The sequence below is a fragment of the Nocardia sp. NPDC046763 genome (assembly GCF_040645495.1).
Lineage (GTDB): Bacteria > Actinomycetota > Actinomycetes > Mycobacteriales > Mycobacteriaceae > Nocardia.
In genome coordinates this window covers 30,388-54,617 of sequence record NZ_JBEYYI010000010.1, presented here as the reverse complement: position 1 = coordinate 54,617, position 24,230 = coordinate 30,388, and the positions used below count along the sequence as shown (strand labels likewise).

Annotated in this window: 25 protein-coding genes; 11 read left to right on the top strand and 14 right to left on the bottom strand. The window is 68.0% G+C overall.

What is annotated here, in order from left to right; all coding sequences use genetic code 11:
* Window positions 1-161: 161 nt before the first annotated feature.
* Window positions 162-806, top strand: coding sequence for a MerR family transcriptional regulator (locus tag ABZ909_RS18030; RefSeq protein ID WP_357000656.1), 645 nt, complete (start codon window positions 162-164; stop codon window positions 804-806).
* On the opposite strand, the gene ABZ909_RS18025 is transcribed toward ABZ909_RS18030, so the two are convergent.
* Window positions 778-1,377, bottom strand: coding sequence for a TetR/AcrR family transcriptional regulator (locus tag ABZ909_RS18025; protein WP_357000654.1), 600 nt, complete (start codon window positions 1,375-1,377; stop codon window positions 778-780). The two genes, ABZ909_RS18030 and ABZ909_RS18025, sit on opposite strands and share 29 nt — an antisense overlap.
* A gap of 118 nt (window positions 1,378-1,495) precedes the next feature.
* Between ABZ909_RS18025 and ABZ909_RS18020 the strand changes: the two genes are divergently transcribed.
* Both ABZ909_RS18020 and ABZ909_RS18015 read left to right on the top strand, forming a co-directional pair.
* Window positions 1,496-2,221: an SDR family oxidoreductase gene (locus ABZ909_RS18020; protein WP_354838942.1), complete on the top strand. Its 726-nt coding sequence runs from the start codon at window positions 1,496-1,498 to the stop codon at window positions 2,219-2,221.
* 21 nt (window positions 2,222-2,242) lie between these two features.
* Window positions 2,243-3,403 (top strand): low temperature requirement protein A, encoded by a 1,161-nt coding sequence (locus ABZ909_RS18015; RefSeq protein ID WP_357000651.1) that lies wholly within the window; start codon window positions 2,243-2,245, stop codon window positions 3,401-3,403.
* An 18-nt stretch (window positions 3,404-3,421) separates the two neighbouring features.
* Here the strand turns inward: ABZ909_RS18015 and ABZ909_RS18010 are convergent, their stop codons facing one another.
* On the bottom strand, window positions 3,422-4,159 hold the full coding sequence (locus tag ABZ909_RS18010) for a TetR/AcrR family transcriptional regulator (protein WP_357000649.1): 738 nt from the start codon (window positions 4,157-4,159) through the stop codon (window positions 3,422-3,424).
* Between the two features lie 156 nt (window positions 4,160-4,315).
* On the opposite strand from ABZ909_RS18010, the gene ABZ909_RS18005 reads away from it, so the two are divergent.
* Window positions 4,316-5,857, top strand: coding sequence for an MFS transporter (locus ABZ909_RS18005; protein ID WP_357000646.1), 1,542 nt, complete (start codon window positions 4,316-4,318; stop codon window positions 5,855-5,857).
* Between the two features lie 77 nt (window positions 5,858-5,934).
* Here ABZ909_RS18005 and ABZ909_RS18000 read toward each other — a convergent pair whose 3' ends face one another.
* Together ABZ909_RS18000 and ABZ909_RS17995 are read right to left on the bottom strand one after the other, a co-directional pair.
* Entirely contained in the window at window positions 5,935-6,981 is a 1,047-nt protein-coding gene (locus ABZ909_RS18000) for a phosphotransferase family protein (protein WP_357000643.1), read from the bottom strand.
* A gap of 2 nt (window positions 6,982-6,983) precedes the next feature.
* On the bottom strand, window positions 6,984-8,099 hold the full coding sequence (locus ABZ909_RS17995; RefSeq protein ID WP_357000641.1) for a hypothetical protein: 1,116 nt from the start codon (window positions 8,097-8,099) through the stop codon (window positions 6,984-6,986).
* A 121-nt stretch (window positions 8,100-8,220) separates the two neighbouring features.
* Between ABZ909_RS17995 and ABZ909_RS17990 the strand changes: the two genes are divergently transcribed.
* On the top strand, window positions 8,221-8,820 hold the full coding sequence (locus ABZ909_RS17990) for a TetR/AcrR family transcriptional regulator (protein ID WP_357000638.1): 600 nt from the start codon (window positions 8,221-8,223) through the stop codon (window positions 8,818-8,820).
* A gap of 456 nt (window positions 8,821-9,276) precedes the next feature.
* Here the strand turns inward: ABZ909_RS17990 and ABZ909_RS17985 are convergent, their stop codons facing one another.
* The 3 genes from ABZ909_RS17985 to ABZ909_RS17975 all read right to left on the bottom strand — a co-directional run bounded on the left by ABZ909_RS17985 (window position 9,277) and on the right by ABZ909_RS17975 (window position 12,230).
* Entirely contained in the window at window positions 9,277-9,441 is a 165-nt protein-coding gene (locus tag ABZ909_RS17985; RefSeq protein ID WP_357000635.1) for a hypothetical protein, read from the bottom strand.
* A gap of 13 nt (window positions 9,442-9,454) precedes the next feature.
* Entirely contained in the window at window positions 9,455-10,450 is a 996-nt protein-coding gene (locus ABZ909_RS17980) for a TIGR03617 family F420-dependent LLM class oxidoreductase (RefSeq protein WP_357001201.1), read from the bottom strand.
* Window positions 10,451-10,604: 154 nt separating this feature from the next.
* Window positions 10,605-12,230 carry a GMC family oxidoreductase N-terminal domain-containing protein gene (locus ABZ909_RS17975; RefSeq protein WP_357000632.1) on the bottom strand — a complete coding sequence of 542 codons (1,626 nt, stop codon included), beginning with the start codon at window positions 12,228-12,230 and terminating at the stop codon, window positions 10,605-10,607.
* A 306-nt stretch (window positions 12,231-12,536) separates the two neighbouring features.
* Here ABZ909_RS17975 and ABZ909_RS17970 point away from each other — a divergent pair, with 306 nt between their 5' ends.
* A complete protein-coding gene (locus ABZ909_RS17970) occupies window positions 12,537-13,769 on the top strand; it encodes a cytochrome P450 (RefSeq protein WP_357000630.1) in 1,233 nt (410 codons plus the stop codon).
* Between the two features lie 39 nt (window positions 13,770-13,808).
* Window positions 13,809-14,297, top strand: coding sequence for a glutathione peroxidase (locus tag ABZ909_RS17965; protein ID WP_357000628.1), 489 nt, complete (start codon window positions 13,809-13,811; stop codon window positions 14,295-14,297).
* Window positions 14,298-14,479: 182 nt separating this feature from the next.
* Here ABZ909_RS17965 and ABZ909_RS17960 read toward each other — a convergent pair whose 3' ends face one another.
* Window positions 14,480-15,043 (bottom strand): helix-turn-helix domain-containing protein, encoded by a 564-nt coding sequence (locus ABZ909_RS17960; protein WP_357001199.1) that lies wholly within the window; start codon window positions 15,041-15,043, stop codon window positions 14,480-14,482.
* A 119-nt stretch (window positions 15,044-15,162) separates the two neighbouring features.
* On the opposite strand from ABZ909_RS17960, the gene ABZ909_RS17955 reads away from it, so the two are divergent.
* The gene (locus tag ABZ909_RS17955) at window positions 15,163-15,606 is read left to right on the top strand and encodes a hypothetical protein (protein ID WP_357000626.1); all 444 of its coding nucleotides are present in this window, start codon (window positions 15,163-15,165) and stop codon (window positions 15,604-15,606) included.
* 302 nt (window positions 15,607-15,908) lie between these two features.
* Here ABZ909_RS17955 and ABZ909_RS17950 read toward each other — a convergent pair whose 3' ends face one another.
* From ABZ909_RS17950 to ABZ909_RS17925, 6 genes are read right to left on the bottom strand one after another with little or no spacing between them, the layout of a single operon-like run.
* Window positions 15,909-16,775, bottom strand: a complete 867-nt coding sequence (locus ABZ909_RS17950) for an LLM class F420-dependent oxidoreductase (protein ID WP_357000623.1) — start codon at window positions 16,773-16,775, stop codon at window positions 15,909-15,911.
* Between the two features lie 15 nt (window positions 16,776-16,790).
* Complete coding sequence (locus ABZ909_RS17945; protein ID WP_357000620.1) at window positions 16,791-18,263, bottom strand: FAD-dependent oxidoreductase; 1,473 nt, start codon at window positions 18,261-18,263, stop codon at window positions 16,791-16,793.
* Window positions 18,264-18,293: 30 nt separating this feature from the next.
* Window positions 18,294-18,671 (bottom strand): carboxymuconolactone decarboxylase family protein, encoded by a 378-nt coding sequence (locus tag ABZ909_RS17940; protein ID WP_357000618.1) that lies wholly within the window; start codon window positions 18,669-18,671, stop codon window positions 18,294-18,296.
* A complete protein-coding gene (locus ABZ909_RS17935; protein WP_357000615.1) occupies window positions 18,668-19,552 on the bottom strand; it encodes an NAD(P)-dependent oxidoreductase in 885 nt (294 codons plus the stop codon). The genes ABZ909_RS17940 and ABZ909_RS17935 overlap by 4 nt, the downstream gene beginning before the upstream one ends.
* Window positions 19,549-20,301 (bottom strand): SDR family oxidoreductase, encoded by a 753-nt coding sequence (locus ABZ909_RS17930; RefSeq protein WP_357000613.1) that lies wholly within the window; start codon window positions 20,299-20,301, stop codon window positions 19,549-19,551. Before ABZ909_RS17930 ends, ABZ909_RS17935 begins: the two co-directional genes overlap by 4 nt.
* Window positions 20,298-21,785 (bottom strand): aldehyde dehydrogenase, encoded by a 1,488-nt coding sequence (locus ABZ909_RS17925; protein ID WP_357000610.1) that lies wholly within the window; start codon window positions 21,783-21,785, stop codon window positions 20,298-20,300. The genes ABZ909_RS17930 and ABZ909_RS17925 overlap by 4 nt, the downstream gene beginning before the upstream one ends.
* A 233-nt stretch (window positions 21,786-22,018) precedes the next feature.
* On the opposite strand from ABZ909_RS17925, the gene ABZ909_RS17920 reads away from it, so the two are divergent.
* From ABZ909_RS17920 to ABZ909_RS17910, 3 genes are read left to right on the top strand one after another with little or no spacing between them, the layout of a single operon-like run.
* Window positions 22,019-23,227: a cytochrome P450 gene (locus tag ABZ909_RS17920; RefSeq protein ID WP_357000607.1), complete on the top strand. Its 1,209-nt coding sequence runs from the start codon at window positions 22,019-22,021 to the stop codon at window positions 23,225-23,227.
* Window positions 23,224-24,015, top strand: a complete 792-nt coding sequence (locus tag ABZ909_RS17915; RefSeq protein WP_357000604.1) for an SDR family oxidoreductase — start codon at window positions 23,224-23,226, stop codon at window positions 24,013-24,015. Before ABZ909_RS17920 ends, ABZ909_RS17915 begins: the two co-directional genes overlap by 4 nt.
* On the top strand, window positions 24,015-24,218 hold the full coding sequence (locus ABZ909_RS17910) for a ferredoxin (protein WP_357000601.1): 204 nt from the start codon (window positions 24,015-24,017) through the stop codon (window positions 24,216-24,218). Before ABZ909_RS17915 ends, ABZ909_RS17910 begins: the two co-directional genes overlap by 1 nt.
* Window positions 24,219-24,230 lie beyond the last annotated feature (12 nt).

The following is a 24,230-nucleotide window of genomic DNA, read 5'->3' as shown; positions in this document are numbered from 1 at the left end:
CCCGACTCCCGGGATTCCTCGGACCCCACACGAGGCCCGCGCTGCGAATTGTGGCGCGGGCCTTCGCCGTACCCGCGTAACGGATAGCTCGGCTGTCTATAACGCGGCTATCTATGATGGTGGGTCGGTGGGCAAGCCCCGCGCGGTGACGAGGAGGTCCGATGCGAATCGGGGAGCTGAGCAAGGCCAGTGGCGTGTCCACCCCGACGATCAAGTACTACCTGCGGGAAGGCCTGCTGCCCAAGGGGGAGGCGACCGGCCACAATCAGGCGCAGTACGACGACGCGCATCTGCGCCGCCTGCGTTTGGTCCGGGCGCTCATCGAGGTCGGCGGGCTCTCCATCGCCTCGGCGCGCGAGGTGATCGCGGCCCTGGACGATTCGGATCTCGGCACCCACAAGATCCTCGGCGTCGCCCAGCACACCGCCGCCCGCAGCATTGCCTTCTGCGACGAGGAATCGCGCACTGCCGCCCGCGCCGAGGTGGGGGCCATGCTCGATCGCCTGGGCTGGCGCGTCGGCCGTGACAATCCGGCGGTGTCGGCCGCCGCCGAGGTGGTCGGCGCGCTCCGCCAGCTCGGCCACGGCGATATCGCGGACCGCCTCGGCGACTATGCCCGCGCCGTGGCGCCGATCGCCGAATTGGATATGGCCGTACTGACCTCGCGCGGCGATATCGACAGCATGGCCGAGACGGTCGTGGTCGGAAACGTCCTCGGTGACGAGCTCATCGCCGCGCTGCGGCATCTGGCGCAGACGGATCGCTCGGCCGAATTCTTCAGCGGCCGGCCAGCATCGAGTCGGTGAGCCGTTCGGCGAGCGCGTCGTCCAGGGGCGCGTGGCCGAGGATGAAGCGGTACCAGAACACCCCGTAGAACTGGTCGACCAGCAGATCGAGATCGGCGTCGGCGGGCAGTTCGCCGCGCTGCCGCCCGCGCTCGAGCACGGCCCGCGCCGCTGCCCGGCGCTGGGCGGTGAAGGTCCGCAACAGCTCCGCGAGATGCGGGTCGTGCGCCGCCTCGCGCACCAGCGTGCGCAGCGCGGGTGCGGTCGAACTGCTCTGCGCGCCACGGAAAGTCGCTTGCATGAGGGTGCGCAGATCGGTGCGCAGCGAGCCGCTGTCCGGTGGCGGCACCTCGAGCGCCGACCGCTCGGTGAGTGCGTCCAGCAGGACCGCGCCCTTGGATGGCCACCATCGGTACACGGTCTGCTTCCCGACGCCGGCCGCCCGCGCGATGGCATCGATGGTGACCGGGGCGCCTGCGGATTCGCCGAGCAGCCGCAGCGAGGCGTCGAGGATGGCCTGCCGGGTGGCTTCGTTGCGCCGTCGCCCGGTGTGCGGCCGGGCCGGATTGGGCTGTGCCGCCGTGCTTTCCATGGTCGCCCTCCTGTGACACACCTCACCGTTTTGTCGAGACTAAAAGTCTCGCCAACAGTGTTGTCGAGACTGTCAGTTCCGTAAGAAAAGACGGGCAGCGACAGAGAGGTTTCCGACAATGACCACAACACCGCGCGTCGTCGTCATGGGTGGCAGCTCCGGCATCGGCGAGGCCACCGCCACCGCCTTCGCGGCCGACGGCGCCGAGGTCGTCATCACCGGCCGCGGCCGGGACAAGCTCGACGCGGCCGTCGCGCGCATCGGCGGCAAGACCACCGGCTACGCCCTGGACGCCACCAGCCAGGCCGATATCGACGCCTTCTTCGCCCAGGCCGGGACCATCGATCACCTGGTCATCTCGGTGAGCGGCTCGGCCGGCAGCGGTCCCTTCGCCGACCTCGATCTGGACCAGCTGGCCGCCGGCTTCGACGGCAAGTTCTGGCCGCAGGTGCGCATCCTGAAAGCCGCGCTCCCGCACCTGGATTCGCAGGGCTCGGTCACCCTGGTGACCGCGGGCTCGTCCCGCTCGGCCTTCCCCGGCACCGCGGGCCTGGCCGCCATCAACGGCGCGCTCGACGCCATGGTGCCGCCGCTCGCCGTCGAACTCGCCCCGCTGCGCATCAATGCCGTTTCCCCGGGCGTCATCGACACCCCGTGGTGGGACCGGGTTCCCGAGGCGCAGCGCACCGCCCTGTTCGACGGCCTGGTGGCGACCACGCCGGTCGGCCGCGTCGGCCGCCCCGAGGACATCGCCCGCGCCATCCACATGCTGGCCACCAATGGATTCATCACCGGCGTCGTGCTCGACGCCAATGGCGGCACCAGTCTCGCGACGGGTCGCTGACCGGCCAGTAGTTTGGTCGGCATGCTCGAAAGCTCCGCCGCCGCACCGGAAACCACCACACCGCGCCGGGCCACCTGGTTCGAATGCTTCGGTGATCTGGTGTTCGCGGCGGCGGTCGGTCAGATCACCCATCGGGTGGGCGCGCACCCCGATGCCGGTTCGGTGGCCGCGGCGGCCGGGCTGTTCGTGCCGCTGTGGTGGGCGTGGGTCCTGTACGCGGTGCACGCCAATCGGGCCGATCGGGATACCGCGGCCCACCGCCTGCTCACCAGTTTCGGGTTGACCGGCATCGTCGGCATGGCCGTGTTCGCGGGGTCGGTCGGCCAGAGCCGGGGCGTCGACGCCGGATTCGTGCTCGCGTACCTGGTGGCCCGCGCCGGTGTCGCCCTGCTGTATGCCTGGGATTCCCGGCGGAATCCCGCGCTGAAGGACGTATTCCGTTCGTTCACACTGGGTTCGGCGATGAGCGCGGTGGGCTGGCTCGGCGGCCTCGCCTTCGACGCCGGCCCGCTGCGCCACGGCGCCTGGACGCTGGCCATGCTCATGGAGCTGGCTCTGCCGCTGGTGGTGACCCGGCGGCTGGCCGGCGTCGAGCAGGAGACCGACCATCTGCGAGAACGCTTCGGGCTCTTCACCATTGTGATCCTGGGCGAGTCCGTGCTGGGCTTCACCAATGGCCTGGCGGCCGCGCACACCGCCGGCTGGGCGGCGGTGACCGCGGCCGCTGCCTTCGCGCTCACCGTGGGCCTGTGGTGGTCCTACTTCAATGGGAGCGGGATGCGACCGGGGTCGCACACCGAGTTGGCGCGCACCGGAAAACTGCTGCACCTCTACACCTTCGGGCACCTGCCGCTGCTGCTCGGCCTGGCCTTGGCCGGAGCGTCCATGGGCATCGCGGTGACCGGCGGCAGCGCGCATTCGAATGCCACCGCCGCGGACTGTGTCGTCGGCGGCGTGATCGTGTACCTGGTCTCGGTAGCGCTGACCCGGGCCGCCTTCACCGGAATTCGCGAGAGCGTCGTGGTGATCCGCCTGATCACCGCCGTGCTGGTGGCGGGGCTGCTGCCGATCGCCACCCACATTCCGGTGGCGGGATTGCTCAGCGTACTGGCCGGATTGGTGATCGGCTCGGTGGTGGTAGAGACTCCGGCCCAGCGCCGTCGGCTGGCGACGTTGGGCTGAATCACCTGTCGCCGCGGCTCATTTGGCGCGGTCGCGCCGAAACTCCAGTCCGTCCAGGATGAGTCCGAGCTCGGAGTCGAAGAAGTCGTTCCTGGACTGCGTGGGGTCGAGTTCGCGGTAGACGTCGTACCGTTTGGCGACGTGGGGGTAACCACGGACCGCCTGTTCGGACACGGCAATCATCTTGGCGAACCATTCCTGTTCACTGAGCCCGCTGCGGGAGACGCTGGTGAGCATGGCGGTTTCGGTGCCGGCGGAGCCGAGGACGAAGGCCCAGAAGGCATTCGAGGCCCGGTCCGCCTCCCCGTCGTCGAAGCCCGCCGCTTCGAGGGTCGCGAGCATGGCGTTCGACAGGCGCATGAGATTGGGGCCGAGGTAGGCGAGTCCGGCGCCGGTGATGGCGGTGCTCATCCAGGGGTGGCGCAGGACGGTGTCGCGCACATCGCGACCCAGAGCGAGTAGATCGGCGCGCCAGTTCTCCGGTGCGATGGTGGCGGGCTCGTGGACCTCGCCGAACGCCTCGTCGATCACCAGTTCCAGGATCTCGTCCTTGTTCGTGACATGCGTGTAGAGCGAGGTGGCTCCGGCATTGAGGCGGGTGCCGAGCTTGCGCATGCTGAGCGCGTCGTAGCCCTCGGTATCGAGCAGCGCGAGAGCTTCGGACACGATCTGTTCCCGGCTCAGTGCGGGCTGATCTCGCCGCTGTCGCTGCGGGCGGGTCCACACCGACGAAAACTCCTGTGTCTTGGCCGCCATAGCTCTTCCTCCTTCGTCTGTGGAACAGCATAACCCCAGCTAGAACGCCGTTCGTTCGACCGTACACCGTTCCTTCTTGCGAACAGTGTACGGAGACCGTACAGTGTTCGACAACGCCGCACAGTGTGCGGAAGAGCTTCTCGAAGGGGACCTGAAATGACTGCCGAAGACTTGACCGGGGCGTTGACATCGCCTGCGGCCCAGCGCAATCCGAAGCGCTGGCTGATCCTGGTCGTACTCTGTCTGGCAACGCTCGTGCTGGTGATCGACAATATGGTCCTCACCGTGGCGCTGCCGCAGATCGCGATCGACCTGCACGCCGGGTCTCAGGCCCTGCAGTGGGTGATCGACTCTTACATCCTGGTTTTCGCGGGCCTGCTGCTCACCACCGGTAGCCTGTCGGACCGCTTCGGCCGCCGGCTGGTGATGGTGCTCGGGCTCGCGCTCTTCGGCGCGGCCTCACTCATCGCCGCCTACGCGACCAGCACGGGGATGCTCATCTCCGGCCGCGTGATCATGGCGGTGGGCGGCGCGCTCATCATGCCGAGCACGCTGTCCATCCTGATCACGGTGTTCGACGAGGACGAGCGGCCCAAGGCGATCGCCGCCTGGACCGGTGTGTCCGTGCTCGGCATGGTCGGCGGCCCGGTGCTGGGCGGCGTGCTGCTGAACCACTTCTGGTGGGGTTCGGTCTTCCTGCTGAACGTGCCGATCGCGGCGCTGGCCATCGTGGCCGCCTTCGCCCTGATGCCGGAATCCAAGGGTCCCGTCCGTCCGATCGATCTGCCGGGCATGGTGCTCTCGATCGTCGGCATGGTGTCGCTGGTGTGGTCCATCATCGAGTTCCCGGCCAAGGGTCTCAGCGGTACCTGGGTGACCCTGGTGCTGGCGGTTGTCGTGCTGGCGGCCTTCGTGATTCGCGAACTGAAGGCTGAGCACCCGATGGTTCCGCTGCAGCTGTTCCGCAATCGGGTCTTCACCGGATCCAGCTTCTCGTTGGTGCTGGCCACCTTCGCCAATGCCGGCCTGACCCTGGTGCTGACCCAGTACCTGCAGTTCGTGCTCGGCTACTCGCCCATCAAAACGGCCCTCGCCTTCACACCGTTCGCGCTGACCGCGCTGGTGTTCAACGGCCTGGGCGCCGCGCTGGTGCAGAAGCTGGGCGTGCGGCCCGTCGCCCTGGTCGGCATGCTGGTGCTGGCCGGCGGCTTCGGCGCCCTGGCCGCGCTCACCTCCGACTCCGGCTTCTGGCTGCCGGCCCTGGCCATGTCGCTGGTCGGCGCCGGTGCGGGCCTGGCCATGCCGGCCGCGGTCGGTGCGCTGATGGGCGCGATCCCGCCGGAGCAGGCGGGTGTGGGTTCGGCGCTGAACGACACCATCCAGCAGACCGGTGGCGCGCTCGGTGTGGCGGTGCTCGGTGCGGTGCTGGCCGGTACCTACACCGATGGCATGCCCGCCGATGCCCCGGCGGCGGCCCGGGAGGGCATCGCCGGCGCCTTCGCCACCGGTGACGGCACCCTGGTGGCCGCGGCCCGCGACGCCTTCACCGACGCCATGTCGAACACCTTCCTGGCCGGTGGCGCGGCGGTGCTGGCCGCCACGGTGGTCGCCTTCTTCCTCATGAAGGGCGCGAAGTCGGCTGCGCCGGAAGGCGTTCCGGTCGACGCGGATGCCGAGGAACTGATCGAAGCCCGCTAGTCGTCGACACCCACCGGGCAACGACACCCGCGACAGACTCCGCCCCCGGCAGTACGCCGGGGGCGGAGTCGTTCACGTTATTCGCCTGCTCGACCGCCTCGGCCGACTAACTGCTCGATGCGGGCGGTGCAGAACCCGGTGATGTCCATCTCCGGCGGGAGTTGCACGCGGTGGGTCATGCGCAGCAAGGGAATCGACAGCAGGGCGGCCGAGAAGATCTCCTGGTATTCGAGATTGTGAACCTCGTGACCGGTCCGCTTCTCGTAGTAGGCGATGGTCTCGGCGCGGGTCGGCGTGCCCGGCAACGGGGCATGGCCCTCGTACTCGCTGCACGCCCAATCCAGGAACAGCAGCCAGCCCAGATCCGACTCCGGTGCGCCGAGGTGGGCGATTTCCCAATCCAGAACGCCGCTGACCTGGAAGTCGTTGTCGTACAGGATATTCGACATGCGAGCGTCGCCCCAGCAGAGGCACGGCTGATCCGGCTCGTAGAGATTGTCCCGCAGATGGGCGATGGCTCGCCGGTACGTCTCCGGCGGATCGCCCTCGCACGCCCAGCGCAGCGCGGCCTCGAGGTAGTTCACACCCTGCTCGATGACCCCGGCGCCGTGCTGTGGATAGGCGAGGAAGTCCAATCGCAGTGCCCGCCAATCCAGCTGGTTGACCTCGGCGATGGTCTCCACGCATCCCCACCACATGCGAGCCCGCTGGCCCGGCGTGGCCTCGAAGTAGTTCCCGGCGGTGTGATACGAGGGGAAGTCGCTCGGGGCCTTGCCTGCCAGCCGGTTCATGACGAAATACGGACTGCCGAGCGGATTGTCGCCGCGTTCGAGCCACGAGACGGTCGGCACCGGCAGCGCGGTGTCGGCCAGACGCCGCATGACGAGTACTTGCCGCAGCAGGTCGTAGTCGGGGAACAGTGACATGTCCGGTGGCCGTCGCATGACCAGAGGGGTGCGGCCGGATTCGTCCTCGACGTCGAAAAGATAGGTCTCGGTGGCGAATCCGCGCTCGGTGCGCGTGAGGTCGAGCACCCGCGCTTTTCCGGTGAGCGAAAGGTGGTCGCGCACCGGCTGTTCCAGTGCCGTACCGAGATGCTCGGGGGGAATTCTGGTGGTGCTCACGGTCAGTACCCCTCGTACCCGTACCGCGTATTGCGGCCCAGGAACACCATTTCGACCAGCCCGTATCCGACCTTGCCTGCGGCCTCGATGCGGCAGAAGGTCTCGCTGAGCATGCTGGCCTGTTTCAGGTCGGCGGTGTCGGTGAGGTCGGCGGTGAAGCCGTCGCTCCAGTCCGCGCCCTTCCACAGTCCGGAGGCGTAGCCGCGGTAGTGGTCGTATCCCGCGAGGCCGGGCCAGAAGCCGGAGACCGGCGTGATGGTGAATTCGCGATCGCGGCCGTCAGCGCTGCGCACGGTGAAGCTGCCGCCGCTGACGATGCGGAAGTCGTCGCGGAAGGTCAGCGCGTGGTCGGTGGTGACGATCGGCACCGGCTGCGCACCGGAATCGATCGGGGCCAGCACGGTGCCCTCGAAGTGCCACCGCTGCCCGTCGGCGGTCTCGCGCTGCGCGAAATGCACCAGCTCGTCCTCGAATTGGAAGATGCCCATGTAGTAGAGGACGCCGTCGGGGATGTCGCCCGGCTGCAGGCCCTCGCCCTCGCCGAGGCTGCCGCCGCCTCCACCGTGGCGGGTGCCCCAGGAGTGGTCGCGCCCGAACCACCAGGTCTCCGGATCGATCTCGAAGCGGGTGCCGGCCACCTCGACCCACCCGGAGATACGCCCGTTCTGGTAGTAGCGCCGGGCGTCCTCGCGCACGCGGCCGCGGCTGCGGAAGAAAGCGGGTTCCTGCTCGTAGGCCGGGAACTGCCCCTCGAAGTCGAGTTGCAGCCGCACGCCGTGCTCGTTGTCGCCGAGGGTGGCGCGCACCTTGCGCAGCGGTTCGACGATTTCGTACTTGTACGGGCCGACCTGCCAATCGGCGAGGCCGTCGTAGCGGCCGCCGATCTCGCGCGAGAGCCGGATCACGTGGGCGGTCTTGTCGCCGATCGTGATCATGGCGTAGGCGTCGAGCACATTGCGGTTGGGGTAGCGCGCCATGCCGGTCATCACGCTGATCTGGCCGGTGGTGTCGAAGCCGTAGAGGACGACGCGTTCGGTCCAGCGCAGATCGCTCTGCTGGACGTGGTCGAAGGTGGTGGGGAGCTGGTGGGCGAGCAGTTCGTCCTGGGGCGTCAGCATTGACATGCCTCTCGGTGGGAGTGGCCTGGGCCACTAAATTAGAATACGAGGCGCAGCGTATTTCAAATATGGCGAGAATGTAACCTGTTCCAGAAAAGTTCGCCGACCCGAGGGAGATCACGTGACCGCAGCCGCCCGCACCGGCCCCGGCCGTCCACGCGACCCGCAGCTGGACGCCCTGGTACTCACCGCCTGCCAGGAACTCCTGGTGCGCGACGGCTATCAGGCCACCACCATCGCGGCCGTGGCCCGGCGCGCCGGGGTCGTCACGACCTCGATCTACCGCCGCTGGCCCGGCAAGCGTGCCCTGGTCGAGGACGCGATCTTCGCCCTGGACACCGAGAATCACCCCGTTCCCAGCGGTGATCTGCGCACCGACCTACTGGCCTGGACCCGCCTGTTCCTCAATGCCGCCGCGCACCCGGCGGCCCGCTCGGCCATCCCCGGCCTGCTCTCTGAGTATCACGACGATCGGGAGAGCTACCGCCGCCTGCTCGACGGCGGGGAGCGGCCGACGATTCAGGCGCTACGTGAGCTGCTCATGGCCGCTGCCGAATCGGGTCAGGCGGCCAGCACCTGCGATGTCGAGGCGATCTTCGAATTCCTGCGGGGTGCGACCCTGATGCGCGCCCTTACGCACGGCACCGAGGATGCCGACCACTTCAGCCGCCGCATCGCGGACGCGCTGCACGCGGTCGCGCAAACTCCCACGTCAGAGTAGGCCCCACCAGTAGATCAGGCAGGCCAGCACGAAGACGACCACGGTTTCCATCGGCAATCCCAATCTTCTTGGCGCACTTACCTACATGATGCCGTGTGCCGGGCGGACAAAGCCACAAATCGGACGAACAAGATCGCTAACCGTTAGCCTGTCACACAAAGAACCCGCCGTGCCCGACACCCCTCGTGGTCGGACTCGGCGGGTTCTGCGCTGGCCTACCACCCCCTTCGCGGTAGGCCATGTCCCCAATTGAGTACCGGTTGGTTGGTTTGCTGTGGTCGACCCGCCACCCCTCGTAGACGGGTCGGCCCCAGCGTTCCCGCCCCCGGATGGTGGCTCGTTGGGTCCGCCGGTGTGTTCCGGCGGTGACACAAACGATGCCGAGCCGCGCTTGGCGCAGCCTTAACAAGATCTTGTAATTGTGAAAACGCGTGCTAATTAGCGGTTTTCGCGGAGTCAGCGGCGGCGATGACCGCCGTCGAGCACCACCGTGCCCGAATCGGCTATCGCGGCAGCGCAATTGGCGACCACGGCATCCACAGTCCCGAGGTCGGCTGGGGAGAACTGTGGATCATCGGAGACCACACGATTCCCGGCCCCTTCCGGAGGGTCGATGCTCAACGCGTGCGAAACTCTAGCCGTGCAGCGCGGCTACCAGGTCGGCGATGGCGGCATCGGTGACCTGGTAGCCCGGGAAATAGCAGCAGACGCGAGCGGCGCTGTCGCCGAAGCGGGTACGGATCAACTCCGCGCATTCGACCGGTGTGCCGCTGACGGTGAGCGCGTCCACCATCGGGTCCTCGATCAGCCCGGCCATCTCCCGCCATCGCCCCTGCTTGGAGAGCAGGTTCAGCTCGGGTTGCAGCTCCGCCCAGCCCTCCACCTCCAGGACCGGACGGTAGGCCGGCGTGGAACCGTAGAAGGCCAGCAGGTTTCGCACGGCCCGGCGCGCCTCGATCAGCTCCCGCTCCGAATCGCCCATGGCCACAATTGCTTCCACGATGATCTCGAAGGGCCGGGTCGAGTCCCCGCGGCCCTCCGCGACCGCGGCGAGAGTCCGCTCCCGGAAGTGCCGCTCGGTATTGAACGGCATGACCAGCAGGCCGTCCGCCACCTCCGCCGCCATGGTGGTCATGCGCGGCCCCAGTGCGCCGACCAGAATCGGCGGCGCCCCATGGGGATTCGGCCCCGGATCGAACTGCGGGGTCATGAGCGTGTGCTGCCAGAACCGGCCGCGGTAGTCCAGTCGTTGCCCGTCCTGCCAGGCCCGCAGGATCGCCTGCACCGCCAGCACGGTGTCACGCATTCGTTCCACCGGCTCCGACCAGGTGCTGCCGTAGCGCCGCTCGATATGGGTCCGGATCTGACTGCCGAGCCCGAGCCGGAACCGCCCGCCCGACAACGACTGCAGATCCCACGCGGTGTGGGCCAGATGCATCGGGCTGCGTGGGAACGCCATCGCCACATTGGTCATGATGTCGACGCCGGACGTGGCGGCCAGCGTCAGCGGCAGGAACACGTCGTGCGCGCCTTCGAAGGTGAACACCCCGTCCACCCCGAGCTCGCGCAATCGCGCTGCGCGGGAGGCCGATTCGGCGAGCGGCGCGTTGAGCCAGATATCGACAGGCAGGGACACCGGTGACTCCTCTTGATACGAGAAAACAACAGCCCCGGGCCGAGAGGTAGTAGGCCCGGGGCTGTTTCGGGTCAGCGGTGGTCGTGAGCCACTGACCCGCGCGGAGGAGCTACCAGGGAAGTAGCAGCACTCCTCCGCGGGCTTGTGGTCAGCCGATGAATTCGGCCGCCTTCTCGCCGATCATGTAGCTCGGCGCATTGGTGTTGCCGCCGGTGATACTCGGCATGATCGAGGCGTCGGCGACGCGCAGGCCCTCGATGCCGTGCACCTTCAGCGTCGGGTCGACGACCGCGCGCTCGTCCACACCCATGCGGCAGGTGCCGACCGGGTGGTAGATGGAGTGCACGCGGTTGGGCAGCTCGCGGCGCAGCGCCGTCTCGTCCGCCCACTCCTGGCCCGGGAAGAAGTTCTCGGTGATGTCGCCCGCGATGCTCTTGTGCGACATGACCTCCCGGATCATCTTGATGCCCTCGATCAGGAACTCGGTGTCCCACGGGTCGGTCAGGTAGCCCGGGTCGATGAGCGGCGAGGCGAACGGGTCGGCGGAGGCCAGCTTCAGTTCGCCGCGGCTCTTCGGGTAGATGAGGCTGGGCATGACGGTGAGCGCCGGACGGCGGTCCACCAGATGCAGCTTGTCGGCGTCCTGGTTGGGCGTAGGGTAGCTCCACGGCAGGGTGTGGATCTGCATGTCCGGGTGGTCGCCCTCGGCGAACTTGGTCTTGACGAAGCCGGCGGCCTCGAAGACCGTGCGGCCCATGAAGGAGCTGCCCGGGTTGCGCATCTCCTTGAGGATGCCGCGCGCGAAGTAGGTCGGGATGCCGCGGTGGATGGCCTTCTTGGACACGAAGGTCATGGGCACGAACAGGTGGTCGTGCAGGTTCTGGCCGACGGGCAGGTCGGCGACGACCTCGATGCCGAGGTCGCGCAGGTGCCCGGCCGGGCCGATGCCCGAGAGCATGAGCAGCTGCGGCGATCCGATGACACCGCCGGAGACGATGACTTCCTTGGCGGCGCGCACGATACGGCGCGAGCCGTTCTTCTCGGCGATCTCGACGCCGGTGGCGCGGCCGTTCTCGATCACCACGCGGGTGGCCTGCACGTGGGTGAGCACGGTCAGGTTCGAGTTCGGCATGTTGGTGATGAAGCCGCGCGAAGAGCTGTAGCGCACACCGTCTTTCACGCTCTGCTGGAAGATCGAGAGGCCTTCCTGCGATGCGCCGTTGTAGTCCTTGATGATCGGCGCGCCGAGGGTCTCGGACGCGGCGGTCATGAACTCCTCGGAGATCGGGGTGAGCTCGCGGGGGCGGGTGACCTCGATCGGGCCGCCGGTGGCGCGGTAGTCGTCCGCGCCGTCGACCCAGTTCTCCAGGCGCTTGTAGGCGGGCAGGACCTCGTCGTAGCTCCAGCCGGTGTTGCCCTCGGCGGCCCAGGAGTCGAAGTTGGCGCGGTTGCCGCGCACGTAGAGCATGCCGTTGATGGAGCTGGAGCCGCCCAGCACCTTGCCGCGGGTCATGGGGATCAGCCGGTCGTTGGCGTGCTTCTGCGGGACCGAGTACTGCTTCCAGGCCACCAGCTTCTTCAGCTGCGGAACCGTGTGGACCATCGAGATCATGCCGGGGCGGGTGACCAGCTGGGTGTTGTCCTTGCGCCCGGCCTCCAACAGGATCACGCTCGCGCCACGCTGAGCGAGCCGTCCGGCCAATACCGCACCGGCGCTGCCCGCGCCAACGACGACGTAATCGGCTTCGGACGTGGAGCCCGGGGAAGCGGTCATATCAGTTACCTCATCTTCGAGTGTGCCTGGCATCACTGTAGAACAAGTTCTAGTCTGCCGACACAGTGGACATGATGTCCAGTCACAAGATCGACTTCAGGGCGGGTTGCCAGATCTTGTCGGCGCGGCGGATCCTCGCTGAACATGTTTCAGATCCACTGCTGCGGGGTAGCTGCCCCGCAGGGCGTGCGGGAACCAGGGGATCGGAGGCTGAAACGCTGCCCGGCCGCAGGTCGGCATGGTTCAATTTCTGTGAAACACGTTCCAATTTCGTGATCATAGCGGCACCTTGCTCGAGGAGGAACAGTGTCTGTTCCGTCATTACCGGCCGGATTCGATTTCACCGATCCCGCGCTCTGGGCCGACCACAGCCCCGCCGAGGAGTTCGCACTGCTGCGCCGCACGGCGCCGGTCTGGTGGAATGCCCAGACTCCCGAGCAGGCCGCACCCATGGACGACGACGGCTACTGGGTGATCACCCGTCACGAGGATGTCAAGGAGATCTCCCGCAGACCGGAACTCTGGTCCTCGAATCGCAAGGGCTCCATCATCAAAATGCCCGCCGACTCCGAACCCGAACAGCTCGAACTCGGGCGCGAGGCGCTGCTGGTGAATATGGATCCGCCCAAGCACACCAAGATCCGGCGCATCGTCTCCAAGGGATTCACTCCGCGCGCCATCGAGGGATTGCGGGCCGCGCTCACCGAACGCGCGGAAAAGATTGTGCGGGAGGCGAAGGCGAGCGGCGGTGGCGATTTCGTCCAACAGGTGGCGTGCGAGCTGCCGCTGCAGGCCATCGCGGAACTGCTCGGCGTGCCGCAGGACGACCGCCACAAGCTGTTCACCTGGTCCAATCAGCTGCTCAACTACGATGATCCGGAATTCGCGGGCAACAATATGACCGCCAATGCCGAACTGCTCGGCTATGCCTACAACATGGCCGAACAGCGCCGCGCCCGCCCGGTCGGCGATATCGTCTCCCAGCTGGTGACCGCCGACCTGGACGGCGAGGCCCTGGGTTCGGACGAGTTCGGATTCTTCGTCATCCTGCTGTCCGTAGCGGGCAACGAAACCACCCGCAATGCCATCGCGCACGGCATGAAAGCCTTTGTGGATCACCCCGATCAGTGGGCGCTGTACAAGGAGCGCCGGCCGCGCACCGCACCCGATGAAATCGTGCGCTGGGCGACGCCGGTCTCGGCCTTCCAGCGGACCGCCGTGCACGACACCGAAATCGGCGGACGGAAAGTCCTGGAGGGGCAGCGGGTGGGGTTGTTCTACAGCTCCGCCAACTTCGACGAGGAGGTCTTCGACCATCCCTTCGAATTCGATGTGGAGCGCGATCCCAATCCGCACGTCGGATTCGGCGGGACCGGAAACCACTTCTGTGTGGGCGCGAATCTGGCGCGGCTGGAGATCGACCTGATGTTCAATGCCATCGCCGACGCCATGCCGGAAATCACCGAGGTCGCGCCGCCGCAGCGGCTGCGGTCGGGCTGGATCAATGGGATCAAACACTGGCAGGTGAGCTACTCCTGAACCGGTGACCTCATCGAATTCGTTCTAGTATTCGTGTTTGTGACCAATCTTCGCGAGATTCCGCTGCGCACGCTGACCGACAAGCCCACCACGCTGGCCGAACTGGCCGGCGACAAGGTCGTGCTGCTGGTCAATGTCGCCTCCAAGTGCGGGCTCACCCCGCAGTACACGGGCCTGGTCGAACTGCAGCAGACCTACGGGCCGCAGGGCTTCACCGTGGTCGGTGTGCCGTGCAACCAGTTCATGGGCCAGGAGCCCGGCACCGCCGAGGAGATCGCGGAATTCTGTTCCGCCACTTACGGAGTGGACTTCCCGCTGCTGGAGAAGAGCGAGGTCAACGGCGAGGACCGGATTCCGCTGTACCAGGAGCTGACCCAGGTCGCGGACGCCGCCGGTGAGGCCGGGGACATCCAGTGGAACTTCGAGAAGTTCCTGATCGGGCGCGACGGCGCGGTGCTGGGGCGGTTCCGCCCGCGCACCGAGCCGAAGGATCCGGCCGTGGTCGCCGCCCTCGAGGGCGCATTGTAACTCCAGGGCGCGCTGTAACTCCAGGGCACGCTGTAACTCGGCTTCCCGACGGTTGTGCGCGGCGGCGATACCGCACCGCGCACGGCTGTCGCAGCTGCACCACCATCTTGGAATGGTCGTTGCGGTAGCTGTCCGACGGCTGCGCGAACCGTGTAACGGGAGTTGGTGCCCGGCAAGCGGTTTCAGCTCCGCAGCACGCGCAGCGCGAATTTCTCCATGCGATCGGCGATTTCGGCGTAGGACACATAGCCCATGCCGGCGCGCACCAGTGCGCCCGCGTAGATCATTTCGAGTGTCTCGACGAGTTCGGGATCGGCGTCCGCGCCCAGTGCGTCGATCAATCGCCGCCGGATCTCACCACCGATCCGCAGTCGCAGATGCGCCACATCAGGATCGGTCCCCAGCAACGCGGCCGTCACCGCGCCCGCGAGGGTCGGCTCGTCGGCCAGTAGCAGCGCGATCTGCCGCAGCACCGCCAGCACCCGCGCGGTCGAATCGGAGCCCTCCGCGGCGGGCGGCTCGGTGGCGGCCAGTCGTCGCCAGAACATCTCCGCGACCAGGTGTTCCTTCGAGGAGAAATACGTGTACGCGGTGGCCGTGCCCACCCCGGCCTGCGCCGCCACCATGCGCACGGTGAGCCCGGAGAACCCCTCCCGCGACAGCACATCCATGGCCGCGCGGGTCAGGCGGTCCACGGTATCGGCCTGCTTCTCGGTGAGCCGCCGGCGAGTGGCCTCCATGCTCACCGCAGGGCGGACGGAAAGGGGATCAGACACGTGTCCGGATGCTACTATGACCAGGCCCGCCGAGCAACTCGCGGTATGCGCGAACCGTATGAATGAGCGCGCATCGGAAAGGCTTTCGAATGAACCGCATCGCGCTCCAGGCCACCGCGCGCGAAATGTCGGCACTGATCGAGCGAATCAATGCAACGTGGCCGGTCGACGAGGCTTGCGCATTCTCCGACGCCGCGCGCGCATATGCGGGCAAGGGCGTCATTCTCGAAGTCGCCGCTGGCGCCGACGAGGCTGCGCCGGGCAATTCCGACGAGGCTGCGCCGGGTGATTACGACAGCGAGGTTCGGGGGTGGCGTACGCCGCTGCGTCTGCTCCTGATTGCCGAGCCGGGCTCCGATGCCGCCGCGGAGCTCGCCTACGAGGACTGGGCTCATTGGATCGCCGGTGGCGGGCTGGTCGCGCTCCGCGACGCCGATGCCCTCTATCGCCGAGTCGCGGCCGGAGGGAAGTTCCGCGAGCTCGCTGCGGTCGGAGCGCTGCGAATTCTGCAACGGATCGCGGCCTGTAATTAGCCGGCGCGCGGCGCCTCACCTGCGAATGCGGGCGCGCCGACTGCCCCCGCGTCGATCCGACCCCTTGCCGCGCACCGGGCTGCGGAATTCCCCCTGCTGGAACCGATCTCGACCATCAGGATCGTTTCGACCACGCCGACCCCGAAAATGGCGGCCGCACAGTCGAGTCCGATCTCGGATGCCAGTGTCGTCGCCACCATCGCCTGAAGACACTCGACGACAATGGAGCCAATTCCTGCGCAGACCGACCTCCACGCCTGCGGTTTGTCGCGGGCGGGAGGTCGGTGTTGCTCCGGGCTGGGTCAGGCGGTGGGGGTGGTCAGGCCCAGTGGGGCGAGTTTGCCCGCCAGGCGGTCGAGGTAGGCGAGGACGTCGGGTTCGGGCTTGTCGGGGAGGCCGTAGAGGGCGTCGGTGACTCCGGCTTCGGCCCAGGCCGAGAGCTTTTCGGGGTCGGGTTTGTGGGCGAGGGCCACCACGCGCGGAGTGCCTTCGCGGCCTGCTTCCTGCCAGTGCTTCATCAGCAGGGTGGTGGAGGCGGAGACGTCGGATTCGTAGGGGGTGGTGATCCAGCCGTCGCCGGAGCGGGCGATCCACTTGAAGGTCTTCTCGGTGCCGCCGGCGCCGATGAGGACGGGGATGTGGGATTGGATCGGCTTGGGCCAGGCCCAGCTGGGGCCGAAGGAGACGAAATCGCCGGAGTAGGAGGCTTCGTCCTCGGTCCAGAGGGCGCGCATGGCTTCGATGTATTCGCGCAGCACGGTGCGGCGCTTGTTGCCGGGTACGCCGTGGTCGGTGAGTTCGTCGGTGTTCCAGCCGAATCCGGCGCCGAGGGTGACGCGGCCGCCCGAGAGGTGGTCCAGGGTGGCAATGGTCTTGGCGAGGGTGATGGGGTCACTCTCGGTGGGCAGCGCTACCGCGGTGGACAACTCGATGCGGGAGGTGACCGCGGCGGCCGTGCCGAGGGCCACCCACGGGTCGAGGGTGCGCATGTAGCGGTCGTCGGGGAGTTCGGAGGTGCCCGTCTGGGGGTGTGCCGCGTCGCGTTTGACGGGGATGTGGGTGTGCTCGGGGACGAAGAAGGAGCCGAAGCCTCGATCTTCGGCGGCCTTGGCGGCGGCCGCGGGCGTGATCCCGCGGTCGCTGGTGAACAGGACGATGCCGAATCGCATGGGGGACGGCTCCTTTCAGAGCTGCTTGGCGGCGGAGACGCCGGCGCGGCGGCCGTAGAAGCTGCCGTCGCCGAGGGAACATCCGGAGGCGTAGCCGCCGGCGCAGATACCGGAGGTGACGCGGCCCGCGGCGTACAGGCCGGGGATGGGCTCGCCGGAGACGTGGAGGACTCGGGAGTCCAGGTCGGTGCGCAGGCCGCCCAGGGTGAAGCCGCCGGTGTAGCCGCGCAGGTCGTAGGCGCCGAGCGGGGTGCGGATGGGCTTGACCCATTCGGTCTTCTTGCGCAGCAACGGATCCTCGCCCTGCTCCGCGTGGTGGTTGTAGAGGTCGACGGTGGCCTGCAGGGTGTGTTCCGGCAGCCCCATCTCGCTCTCCAGCTCGGCGACCGTCTCGGCCACCCAGGTCGGCGCGGTGCGCAGGAAGGACAGCGAGGACTTGCTCTCCATCGCCTCCTCCAGCGCGAGTTCGTCGATCACCAGGTACGCCTGATTGCCCTGCTCCTGCAGCACAGCCTGACCCATGCGCCCGGCGTAGGTGTCCTCGGTGATGAAGCGCTGCCCGCGCCCGTTCACCAGGATGCCGCGCGCCACCACCTGCGGATCCACCACCAGCGCCACCTCGGTGGCGTCCATGTGCGCGAGATCCGCGCCCAGCGCCTGGGCGACCCGGATGCCGATGCCGTCGTGCTCCTCGACGGTGGCGGTGGGACGGCCGGAGATCTTGGGCGCGTAGCGCTGCACCATTTCATGGTTGTAGGCGAAGCTGCCGGTGGCCAGCACCACGCCGCGTTCGGCGCGCACGTGTACCGGCTTGCCGTAGCGGGTGGCGGCCACGCCCACCACGCGCCCGGTCTCGTCGACGATGAGCCGGCGCAGCCGCACGTCGTATTCGTGCCGCACGCCGAGCTCGTCGGCCTTGTGGGCGAGCGGTTCCATCAGCATGTAGCCGCCGCCCTTCTCGCCCAGCTTCTTGTCCTTGGTCCAGGCCAGGTGACCGCGCGGCGCGGGCGGGATCGAGTCCTTGAACGGCGCGGCGTTCTCGCCGCCGGAGTACATCAGGCCCTGGTCGCCGGGCGGCTCGTAGCCGGGCTCGCCCCAGAACTCCTCTTTGAACGGAACGCCCTGGGCGACGAGCCAATCGAAGTGCTCGATACTGCCCTGGCAGTAGTCGTGGACCTTGGCCTTGTCGACGCCCGGGCCCAGGGCCGCGGTGAGGAATGCCTCCATGTTCTCGGCGGTGTCCTCGAAGCCCAGTTTCTGCTGCAGTGCGGTACCGCCGCCGAGATAGATGAAGCCGCCGGACATGGCGGCCGCACCGCCCCAGCCGCCGGTGCGTTCCAGCACCAGGACATCGGACCCCGAGCGTGCGGCCTCGATGGCCGCGCACACCCCTGCGATGCCGAAGCCGACGACCACGACGTCGGCCTGGTGATCCCAGGTCTCGACCTCGCCGGCCAGAAGCGGTCGGACGCTTGCGGTTTCCGCCATTGTCTCTGTATTCCTCACTGCGGGTAGGGATTACTTCTTCGTGTCCTTGGCGAGCGTCTTGCGAATGACGCCGTCCAGCTTGGTGGCCGCGGGCCAGCCCACGTAGTGGGCCAGGAACACCGCGATCTCACGCAGCTGATCGGCGTCGAGCTCACCATTGCGCAGGGCCGCGCCGACCTGGATCTCGGCGATCTCCGAATGTCCCTGCGCCGTAATGGCGCCGAGCAGCAGCAGCCGCCGGTCGCGCAGCGACAGGCCGGGCCGATTCCAGATATCGGCGAACAGGTGATCGACGGTGACCTCGTAGAACGGATCACCGGCCAGGTTCGGCAGATCGAACCCGTACACCTCCGACATCTTCTTCAGGCCCTGCTGCCGCTGCTCCGAGGGACTCTGATCCGCTGTCATGACTGCTCCTTCGCGATCGTTCCGGGCCCCACACCGAGCCCGTCACCCAGGTCGTGCAATGCGCGCCGCGCCAGCGGCAGATCGACATCCAGCCGCCCGGCCAGATCCAGCGCCAGCGCCAGATCCTTCTCGCCGAGGTCGCGGACGTGGCCGAGAACCGGGAACCAGAAGTCGTCCGCGGCGACCGGCGCGGTGGTCTTGCGCAGCATGATCGCGCCGGGCCCGCCGGTGTGCGAGTCGGAGTGCCGGACCACCTTGCCGAGCGTGGCGATGTCCAGCCCGCCCGCCTCGGCCAGTCGCTGTGCCTCCGACGCCGCGGTGAAGGCGACGAAGTGCAGCAGGTTGCGCGCCAGCTTCATGCGCGTACCCGCACCGACCTCGCCGGCGTGGATGACCAGGGATCCGAAGCGCCCGAACGGTTCCCGCACCGTCTCGAAGGCGGCCGTACTGCCGCCCACCATGACCGCGAGCTCCCCGCGCTGTGCGGCCGGCGACCCGCCGCTGATCGGCGCGTCCACGAATTCCACGCCGTGCGAGGCGCATTCGGCGCCCAGTTCGACGGCCGTGCGGTCGGAGATGGTGGAGTGCACGGCGATGACCGTGCCCGGTTTCGCGGTCCGCAGCAGCCCATCGGGGCCGGTCACGACCGAGCGCACCTGATCGTCGTCGAGGACCACGACCGAGACGACGCCGCATCGCTGCGCAACCTCGGCGGCGGTGGCGGCGGCAGTCGCGCCCGCATCGGTGAACGGCTGCACCGCGTCCGGCCGCATATCGCACACCACGAGCCCGCCCGGCCAGTCGACCAGGCGCTGCGCCATCGGCGCGCCCATATTGCCGAGTCCGATGAACCCGACCGAGATTTCCTCGTTCTCACTCATGGCCGGAATACCTGCCCCCCATCGACATTGAGCACCTGCCCGGTCACCCACGCGGCATCGTCGGACAGCAGGTACAGGCACGCCCCGACCATGTCCTCGGTGGTGCCGAGCCGCTTGAGTGCCATCTGCTTCACCAGCTGATCCACGAACTGGTCGGGCACGATGCTGCGGGTGGCCTCGGTATCGGTGGGCCCGGGCGCGATGGCGTTCACCCGAATCTTGGAGTGCCCCAGCTCGTGCGCCAGCTGCTGGGTGAGGCTGTTGATGCCCGCCTTGGCCAGTCCGTAGAACCCGGAGTAGGTCCAGGCGGCGGTGGACGACTGATTGACGATCGACCCGCCGCCCCGGGCCGCGATGTGCTGGTACACCGCGCGCGTCATATTCAGCGCCCCATCGAGATTCACGGCCATGAACTTCTTGTAGTAGTCCCACGGCACGGTCAGCAGAATGTCGAGCTTCATGTCGCCGTAGATGGCGGCATTGTTGACCAGGTGATCGATGCCGCCGAACTCGGCGACGGTGAAGTCGGCGACCGCCTTGGCGGACACCGGGTCGGCCACGTCGACCTGCGCGAAGACCGCGACGCCGCCAGCGGCGGTGATCTCCTTGGCTACGGTCTCGCCCAGTTCGCTGTTGAGGTCGGCGACAACCACTTTCGCGCCCTCGGCGGCCAGCGCCCGCGCGTAGGCAGCGCCGATGCCGCGCGCGGCGCCGGTGACGATGATCGACCTGTCGGTGAATCGGTTCATCTCAGTTCTCCTCGGACGCCGGTCGCGATGAGTTTGGTCTCGGTGTATTCCTCGAAGCCGAGGACGCCCATTTCCCGGCCGATGCCGGACTGCTTGTAACCGCCGAAGGGCGCGTCGGCCGAATACCAGATGCCGCCGTTCACGCTCAGCGTCCCGGTGCGCACGCCCTCCACGACCGCGCGCAGCCGCTCGGGATCGCGGCCCCAGACCGAGCCGGACAGGCCGTAGGGGGAGTCGTTGGCGATGCGGACGGCATCCGCGTCACCGTCGTGCGGGATGACGGTGAGGACGGGCCCGAAGATCTCCTCCTGGGCCACGGTGGAACTGTTGGGCAGCCCCGTGATCAGCGTCGGCTCGATGAACCAGCCGCCGGCGCGCTCGGGTCGCCCGCCGCCGGTGACGATGGTGCCGCCCTCGGCGCGCGCGATCTCGAGATAGCGTTCGACGCGCGCCAGCTGCCGTTCGGAAATGACGGGGCCGCAGACGGTTCCGGGTTTCGACGGATCCCCGGGCTTGATCCCGGCCAGGGTTCGCGCGGCCGCTTCGACCGCCCGATCGTGCAGCTCGCGCGGCACCAGCAGCCGGGTACTGATCGCACAGCCCTGCCCGGCGTGCACGCACACCCCGAACGCCGCGTAGGCGGCCGCCGCGGCGATGTCCGCGTCGTCCAGCACGATGAACGCCGATTTCCCGCCCAGCTCCAGGAACACCTTCTTCAAAGACGTTGCCGCAGCGGCCATGACGGCCCGGCCGGTCTGGGTCGACCCGGTGAACGAGATCATGTCCACCCGCGGATCGGTGACCAGCTGGGCGCCCAGCCCATGGTCGTCAGAGGTGACGATGTTGACCACCCCGGCTGGAATATCGGTCTCCTCGGCGATGATCCGTCCCACGGCCGCCGCGCACCAGGGCGTATCGGGCGCGGGCTTGAGCACCACCGTGGTTCCCGCCGCGAGCGCCGGTCCCAGCTTGGCGAAATTGATCTGGTGCGGGAAATTCCAGGGCGTGATCGCCCCGACGACGCCGATGGGTTCCCGGCGCACCCGCCGCGCACTCTTGATCCCCATGGGTGAGGCGATGCCGAGATCGGTTTCCCACGCATAGTTCTCGGCGAGGTCGGCGAAGTACCCGAGATCGCCGACGGGGCCCTCCAGCTGCGGCCCGCTGGTCAGCATGCGGGGTGCGCCGGCCTCGGCGATGGTGATCTCGCGCAGTTCCTCGAGGTGCCCGCGCAGCGCGTCCCGCAGCTGTCGCAGGCAGGTCGCGCGAAAACCCGGATCGCGCGACCAGTCGGTGGTATCGAAGGCGGTACGGGCGGCGGCGATGGCCGCGTCCATATCGGCGGCGTCGGCATTGGCGGCATAGCCGAGGGTTTCCCCGGTGGCGGGGTTGGCGGTGGTGAACACACCGCCGCCGCCGGGCGTCAGCTTGCCGCCGATCAGCAGGTGCGAACCGCCGTCGGGGACGAGATCGCTCGGGCTCATAGGTAGCTCCCATGCTGTCCGGACACGTGTACGGACTATAGGTTCGTGGCTCGGATACGCGCAAGAACCTGTTTCAGTTTGCGCGGACGTTGCCGATTCTGTTCGCGGGATTCCGTTGTCAGGTGATCCCGTCGCTAGTACCGTACAGACACATGTCCAGCGACGTGTCTCCGTTGCTGGAAAACGTTCATCGGAGCCGATGAACGCGTTATCGAAGACGAGGTGCAGACACCATGACCGCAGCCTCCCTAGAGCCGCTGCTGTTCGACCCCTACGACTACCGCATCCACGAGGACCCCTACCCCGTGTACCAGCGGTTGCGCACCGAGGCGCCGGTGTACCACCACCCCGACCTGGACTTCTGGGCACTGTCCCGGCACGCCGACGTGACGGCCGGCTTCCGGGACAACATCCGGCTCTCCAGCGCCAACGGCGTCTCCCTGGACCCCGCCGCCTGGGGTCCGCACGCCTGGCGGACCATGTCCTTCCTGGCCATGGACGATCCGCGGCACCTGCGCCTGCGCAAGCTGGTCTACCAGGGCTTCACGCCGCGCCGGGTCACCGAGATGAGCGATCGCATCCGCGACATCACCCGGCACTGCCTCGAACCCGCGCTGGCCGCAGGCGATTTCGACTGGATCGACGCCGTGGCGGGACAGGTCCCGATGGATGTCATCTCCGAACTGCTGGGTGTCCCCGAATCCGATCGCACCGAACTGCGCAGGCTCGCGGACCTGCTGGTGCATCGCGAGGAGGGCGTGCTGGATGTGCCGGTCGCGGCCATGGAGGCCGCCTTGCAGCTGGCGGGCTACTACAACGAGATGCTCATGGCCCGGAAGCGGCGGCGCACCGACGATCTGACCTCGGCCCTGCTCGACGCCGAAGCCGATGGGGACCGGCTCACCGATGAGGAGATCCTCGGATTCATGTTCCTCATGGTGGTCGCCGGGAACGAGACCACCACGAAACTGCTGGGCAATGCGCTGTATTGGGCGGGCTGCAACCCCGGTGAGTATGCCAAGGTCGCCGCCCACCCGGAACTCGTGGCGGACTGGGTGGACGAGACGCTGCGCTACGACGCGTCGAGCCAGATTCTGGCCCGCACCGCCGCCGAGGACCTCGAGTACTACGGGCGGACGATTCCGCGCGGCTCGAAAGTGCTGCTGCTGGTCGGTTCCGCCAATCGCGACGCCGCCGTCTTCCACGACCCGGATCGCTACGACATCGAACGCGCCGACAAGGGCGGGCTGATCAGCTTCGGCCGGGGCGTGCACTTCTGCCTGGGCGCGCACCTGGCCCGGCTGGAAGCCTCGATCGTGCTGGAGGAGTTCGCGGTTCGCGTGCCCGCCTTCGGCATCGGTGAATCCGGTTGCCAGCGCGTGCATTCGGTGAATGTGCGTGGCTTCGCCCACCTACCCGTCTCCGTGGAGGTCCGCCGATGACCCGTTTCCCCGCACATCCCGACCGCCGTCCCGCCATTGTCGCGGGCGCGTCCTCCGGCATCGGCGCCGCCACGGCGGAAGCCCTTGCCGCCCTGGGGCATCCGGTCGCGCTCGGCGCACGCCGGGGGGAGATCTGCGAGACCCTCGCCGAGAAGATCCGCGCGGCCGGCGGTGAGGCGTTCGCCGGGCGGCTGGACGTCTCCGACACCGGCTCGGTGCACGAATTCGTGACCGCCGCGGAGGCAGCGCTGGGCCCCACCGAGATCCTCGTCTCCGGCGCGGGCGACCTCGAATTCGGCCAGGCCTGGGAAATGGATCCCGACGTCTTCGAATCCCAGGTCCGCGTGCATCTGGTCGGCGCGCAGCGCCTCGCGCACCGGGTGCTGCCGGGCATGATCGAACGGCAGCGCGGCGACTTCGTCGTCATCGGCTCCGACTGTGCGGTCCGGGTGCGTCCCGGCGCGGGCGCGTACAACGCGGCCAAGACCGGGGTGGAGGCGTTCGCCACCCAGTTGCGCATGGAGCTGGAGGGCACGGGGGTGCGCTCGTCCATCGTCCGCCCGGGGCAGACCCTCACCGGCATGGGCATGCAGGCCCCCCCTGAAGTCGTCGGCCCGCTGCTGGAGAACTGGGCGAAATGGGGCTTCGCCCGGCACCCGCAGTTCCTGCGGCCCGCCGATCTCGCGGCGGCCGTGACCGCGGTCGTCTCCACCCCGCGCGGCGCGCACCTGGTGCTGGTGGAGGTGCAGCCGGAAGCGCCGATCCAGGACAGGAAGGACGCCTCCTGATGCGACTGATCGTCGATCTCGATCTCTGCCAGGGCCACGCCGTCTGCCAGGACGAGGCCCCCGAACTCTTCCATGTGCCCAAACAGGGTCAGGTCCAGATCCTGCGCCCCGACCCCGGTGCCGACCTGGAAGCGGCCCGCGCCGCCGTCCGCTACTGCCCGACCCAGGCGCTGTCGCTGGTCGACGACAGCGCGACCGAATAGCGCATCCCGAAC

Coding starts and splice junctions, on each gene's coding strand:
- ABZ909_RS18020 (WP_354838942.1), top strand. CDS start 1,496: ATGACCACAACACCGCGCGTCGTCGTCATGGGTGGCAGCTCCGGCATC.
- ABZ909_RS17915 (WP_357000604.1), top strand. CDS start 23,224: ATGACCCGTTTCCCCGCACATCCCGACCGCCGTCCCGCCATTGTCGCG.
- ABZ909_RS17940 (WP_357000618.1), bottom strand. CDS start 18,671: ATGACAGCGGATCAGAGTCCCTCGGAGCAGCGGCAGCAGGGCCTGAAG.
- ABZ909_RS17950 (WP_357000623.1), bottom strand. CDS start 16,775: ATGCGATTCGGCATCGTCCTGTTCACCAGCGACCGCGGGATCACGCCC.
- ABZ909_RS17930 (WP_357000613.1), bottom strand. CDS start 20,301: ATGAACCGATTCACCGACAGGTCGATCATCGTCACCGGCGCCGCGCGC.
- ABZ909_RS18025 (WP_357000654.1), bottom strand. CDS start 1,377: ATGGAAAGCACGGCGGCACAGCCCAATCCGGCCCGGCCGCACACCGGG.
- ABZ909_RS17920 (WP_357000607.1), top strand. CDS start 22,019: ATGACCGCAGCCTCCCTAGAGCCGCTGCTGTTCGACCCCTACGACTAC.
- ABZ909_RS17925 (WP_357000610.1), bottom strand. CDS start 21,785: ATGAGCCCGAGCGATCTCGTCCCCGACGGCGGTTCGCACCTGCTGATC.
- ABZ909_RS18005 (WP_357000646.1), top strand. CDS start 4,316: ATGACTGCCGAAGACTTGACCGGGGCGTTGACATCGCCTGCGGCCCAG.
- ABZ909_RS17995 (WP_357000641.1), bottom strand. CDS start 8,099: ATGCTGACGCCCCAGGACGAACTGCTCGCCCACCAGCTCCCCACCACC.
- ABZ909_RS18030 (WP_357000656.1), top strand. CDS start 162: ATGCGAATCGGGGAGCTGAGCAAGGCCAGTGGCGTGTCCACCCCGACG.
- ABZ909_RS17935 (WP_357000615.1), bottom strand. CDS start 19,552: ATGAGTGAGAACGAGGAAATCTCGGTCGGGTTCATCGGACTCGGCAAT.
- ABZ909_RS17975 (WP_357000632.1), bottom strand. CDS start 12,230: ATGACCGCTTCCCCGGGCTCCACGTCCGAAGCCGATTACGTCGTCGTT.
- ABZ909_RS17910 (WP_357000601.1), top strand. CDS start 24,015: ATGCGACTGATCGTCGATCTCGATCTCTGCCAGGGCCACGCCGTCTGC.
- ABZ909_RS18010 (WP_357000649.1), bottom strand. CDS start 4,159: ATGGCGGCCAAGACACAGGAGTTTTCGTCGGTGTGGACCCGCCCGCAG.
- ABZ909_RS17945 (WP_357000620.1), bottom strand. CDS start 18,263: ATGGCGGAAACCGCAAGCGTCCGACCGCTTCTGGCCGGCGAGGTCGAG.
- ABZ909_RS17955 (WP_357000626.1), top strand. CDS start 15,163: ATGAACCGCATCGCGCTCCAGGCCACCGCGCGCGAAATGTCGGCACTG.
- ABZ909_RS18015 (WP_357000651.1), top strand. CDS start 2,243: ATGCTCGAAAGCTCCGCCGCCGCACCGGAAACCACCACACCGCGCCGG.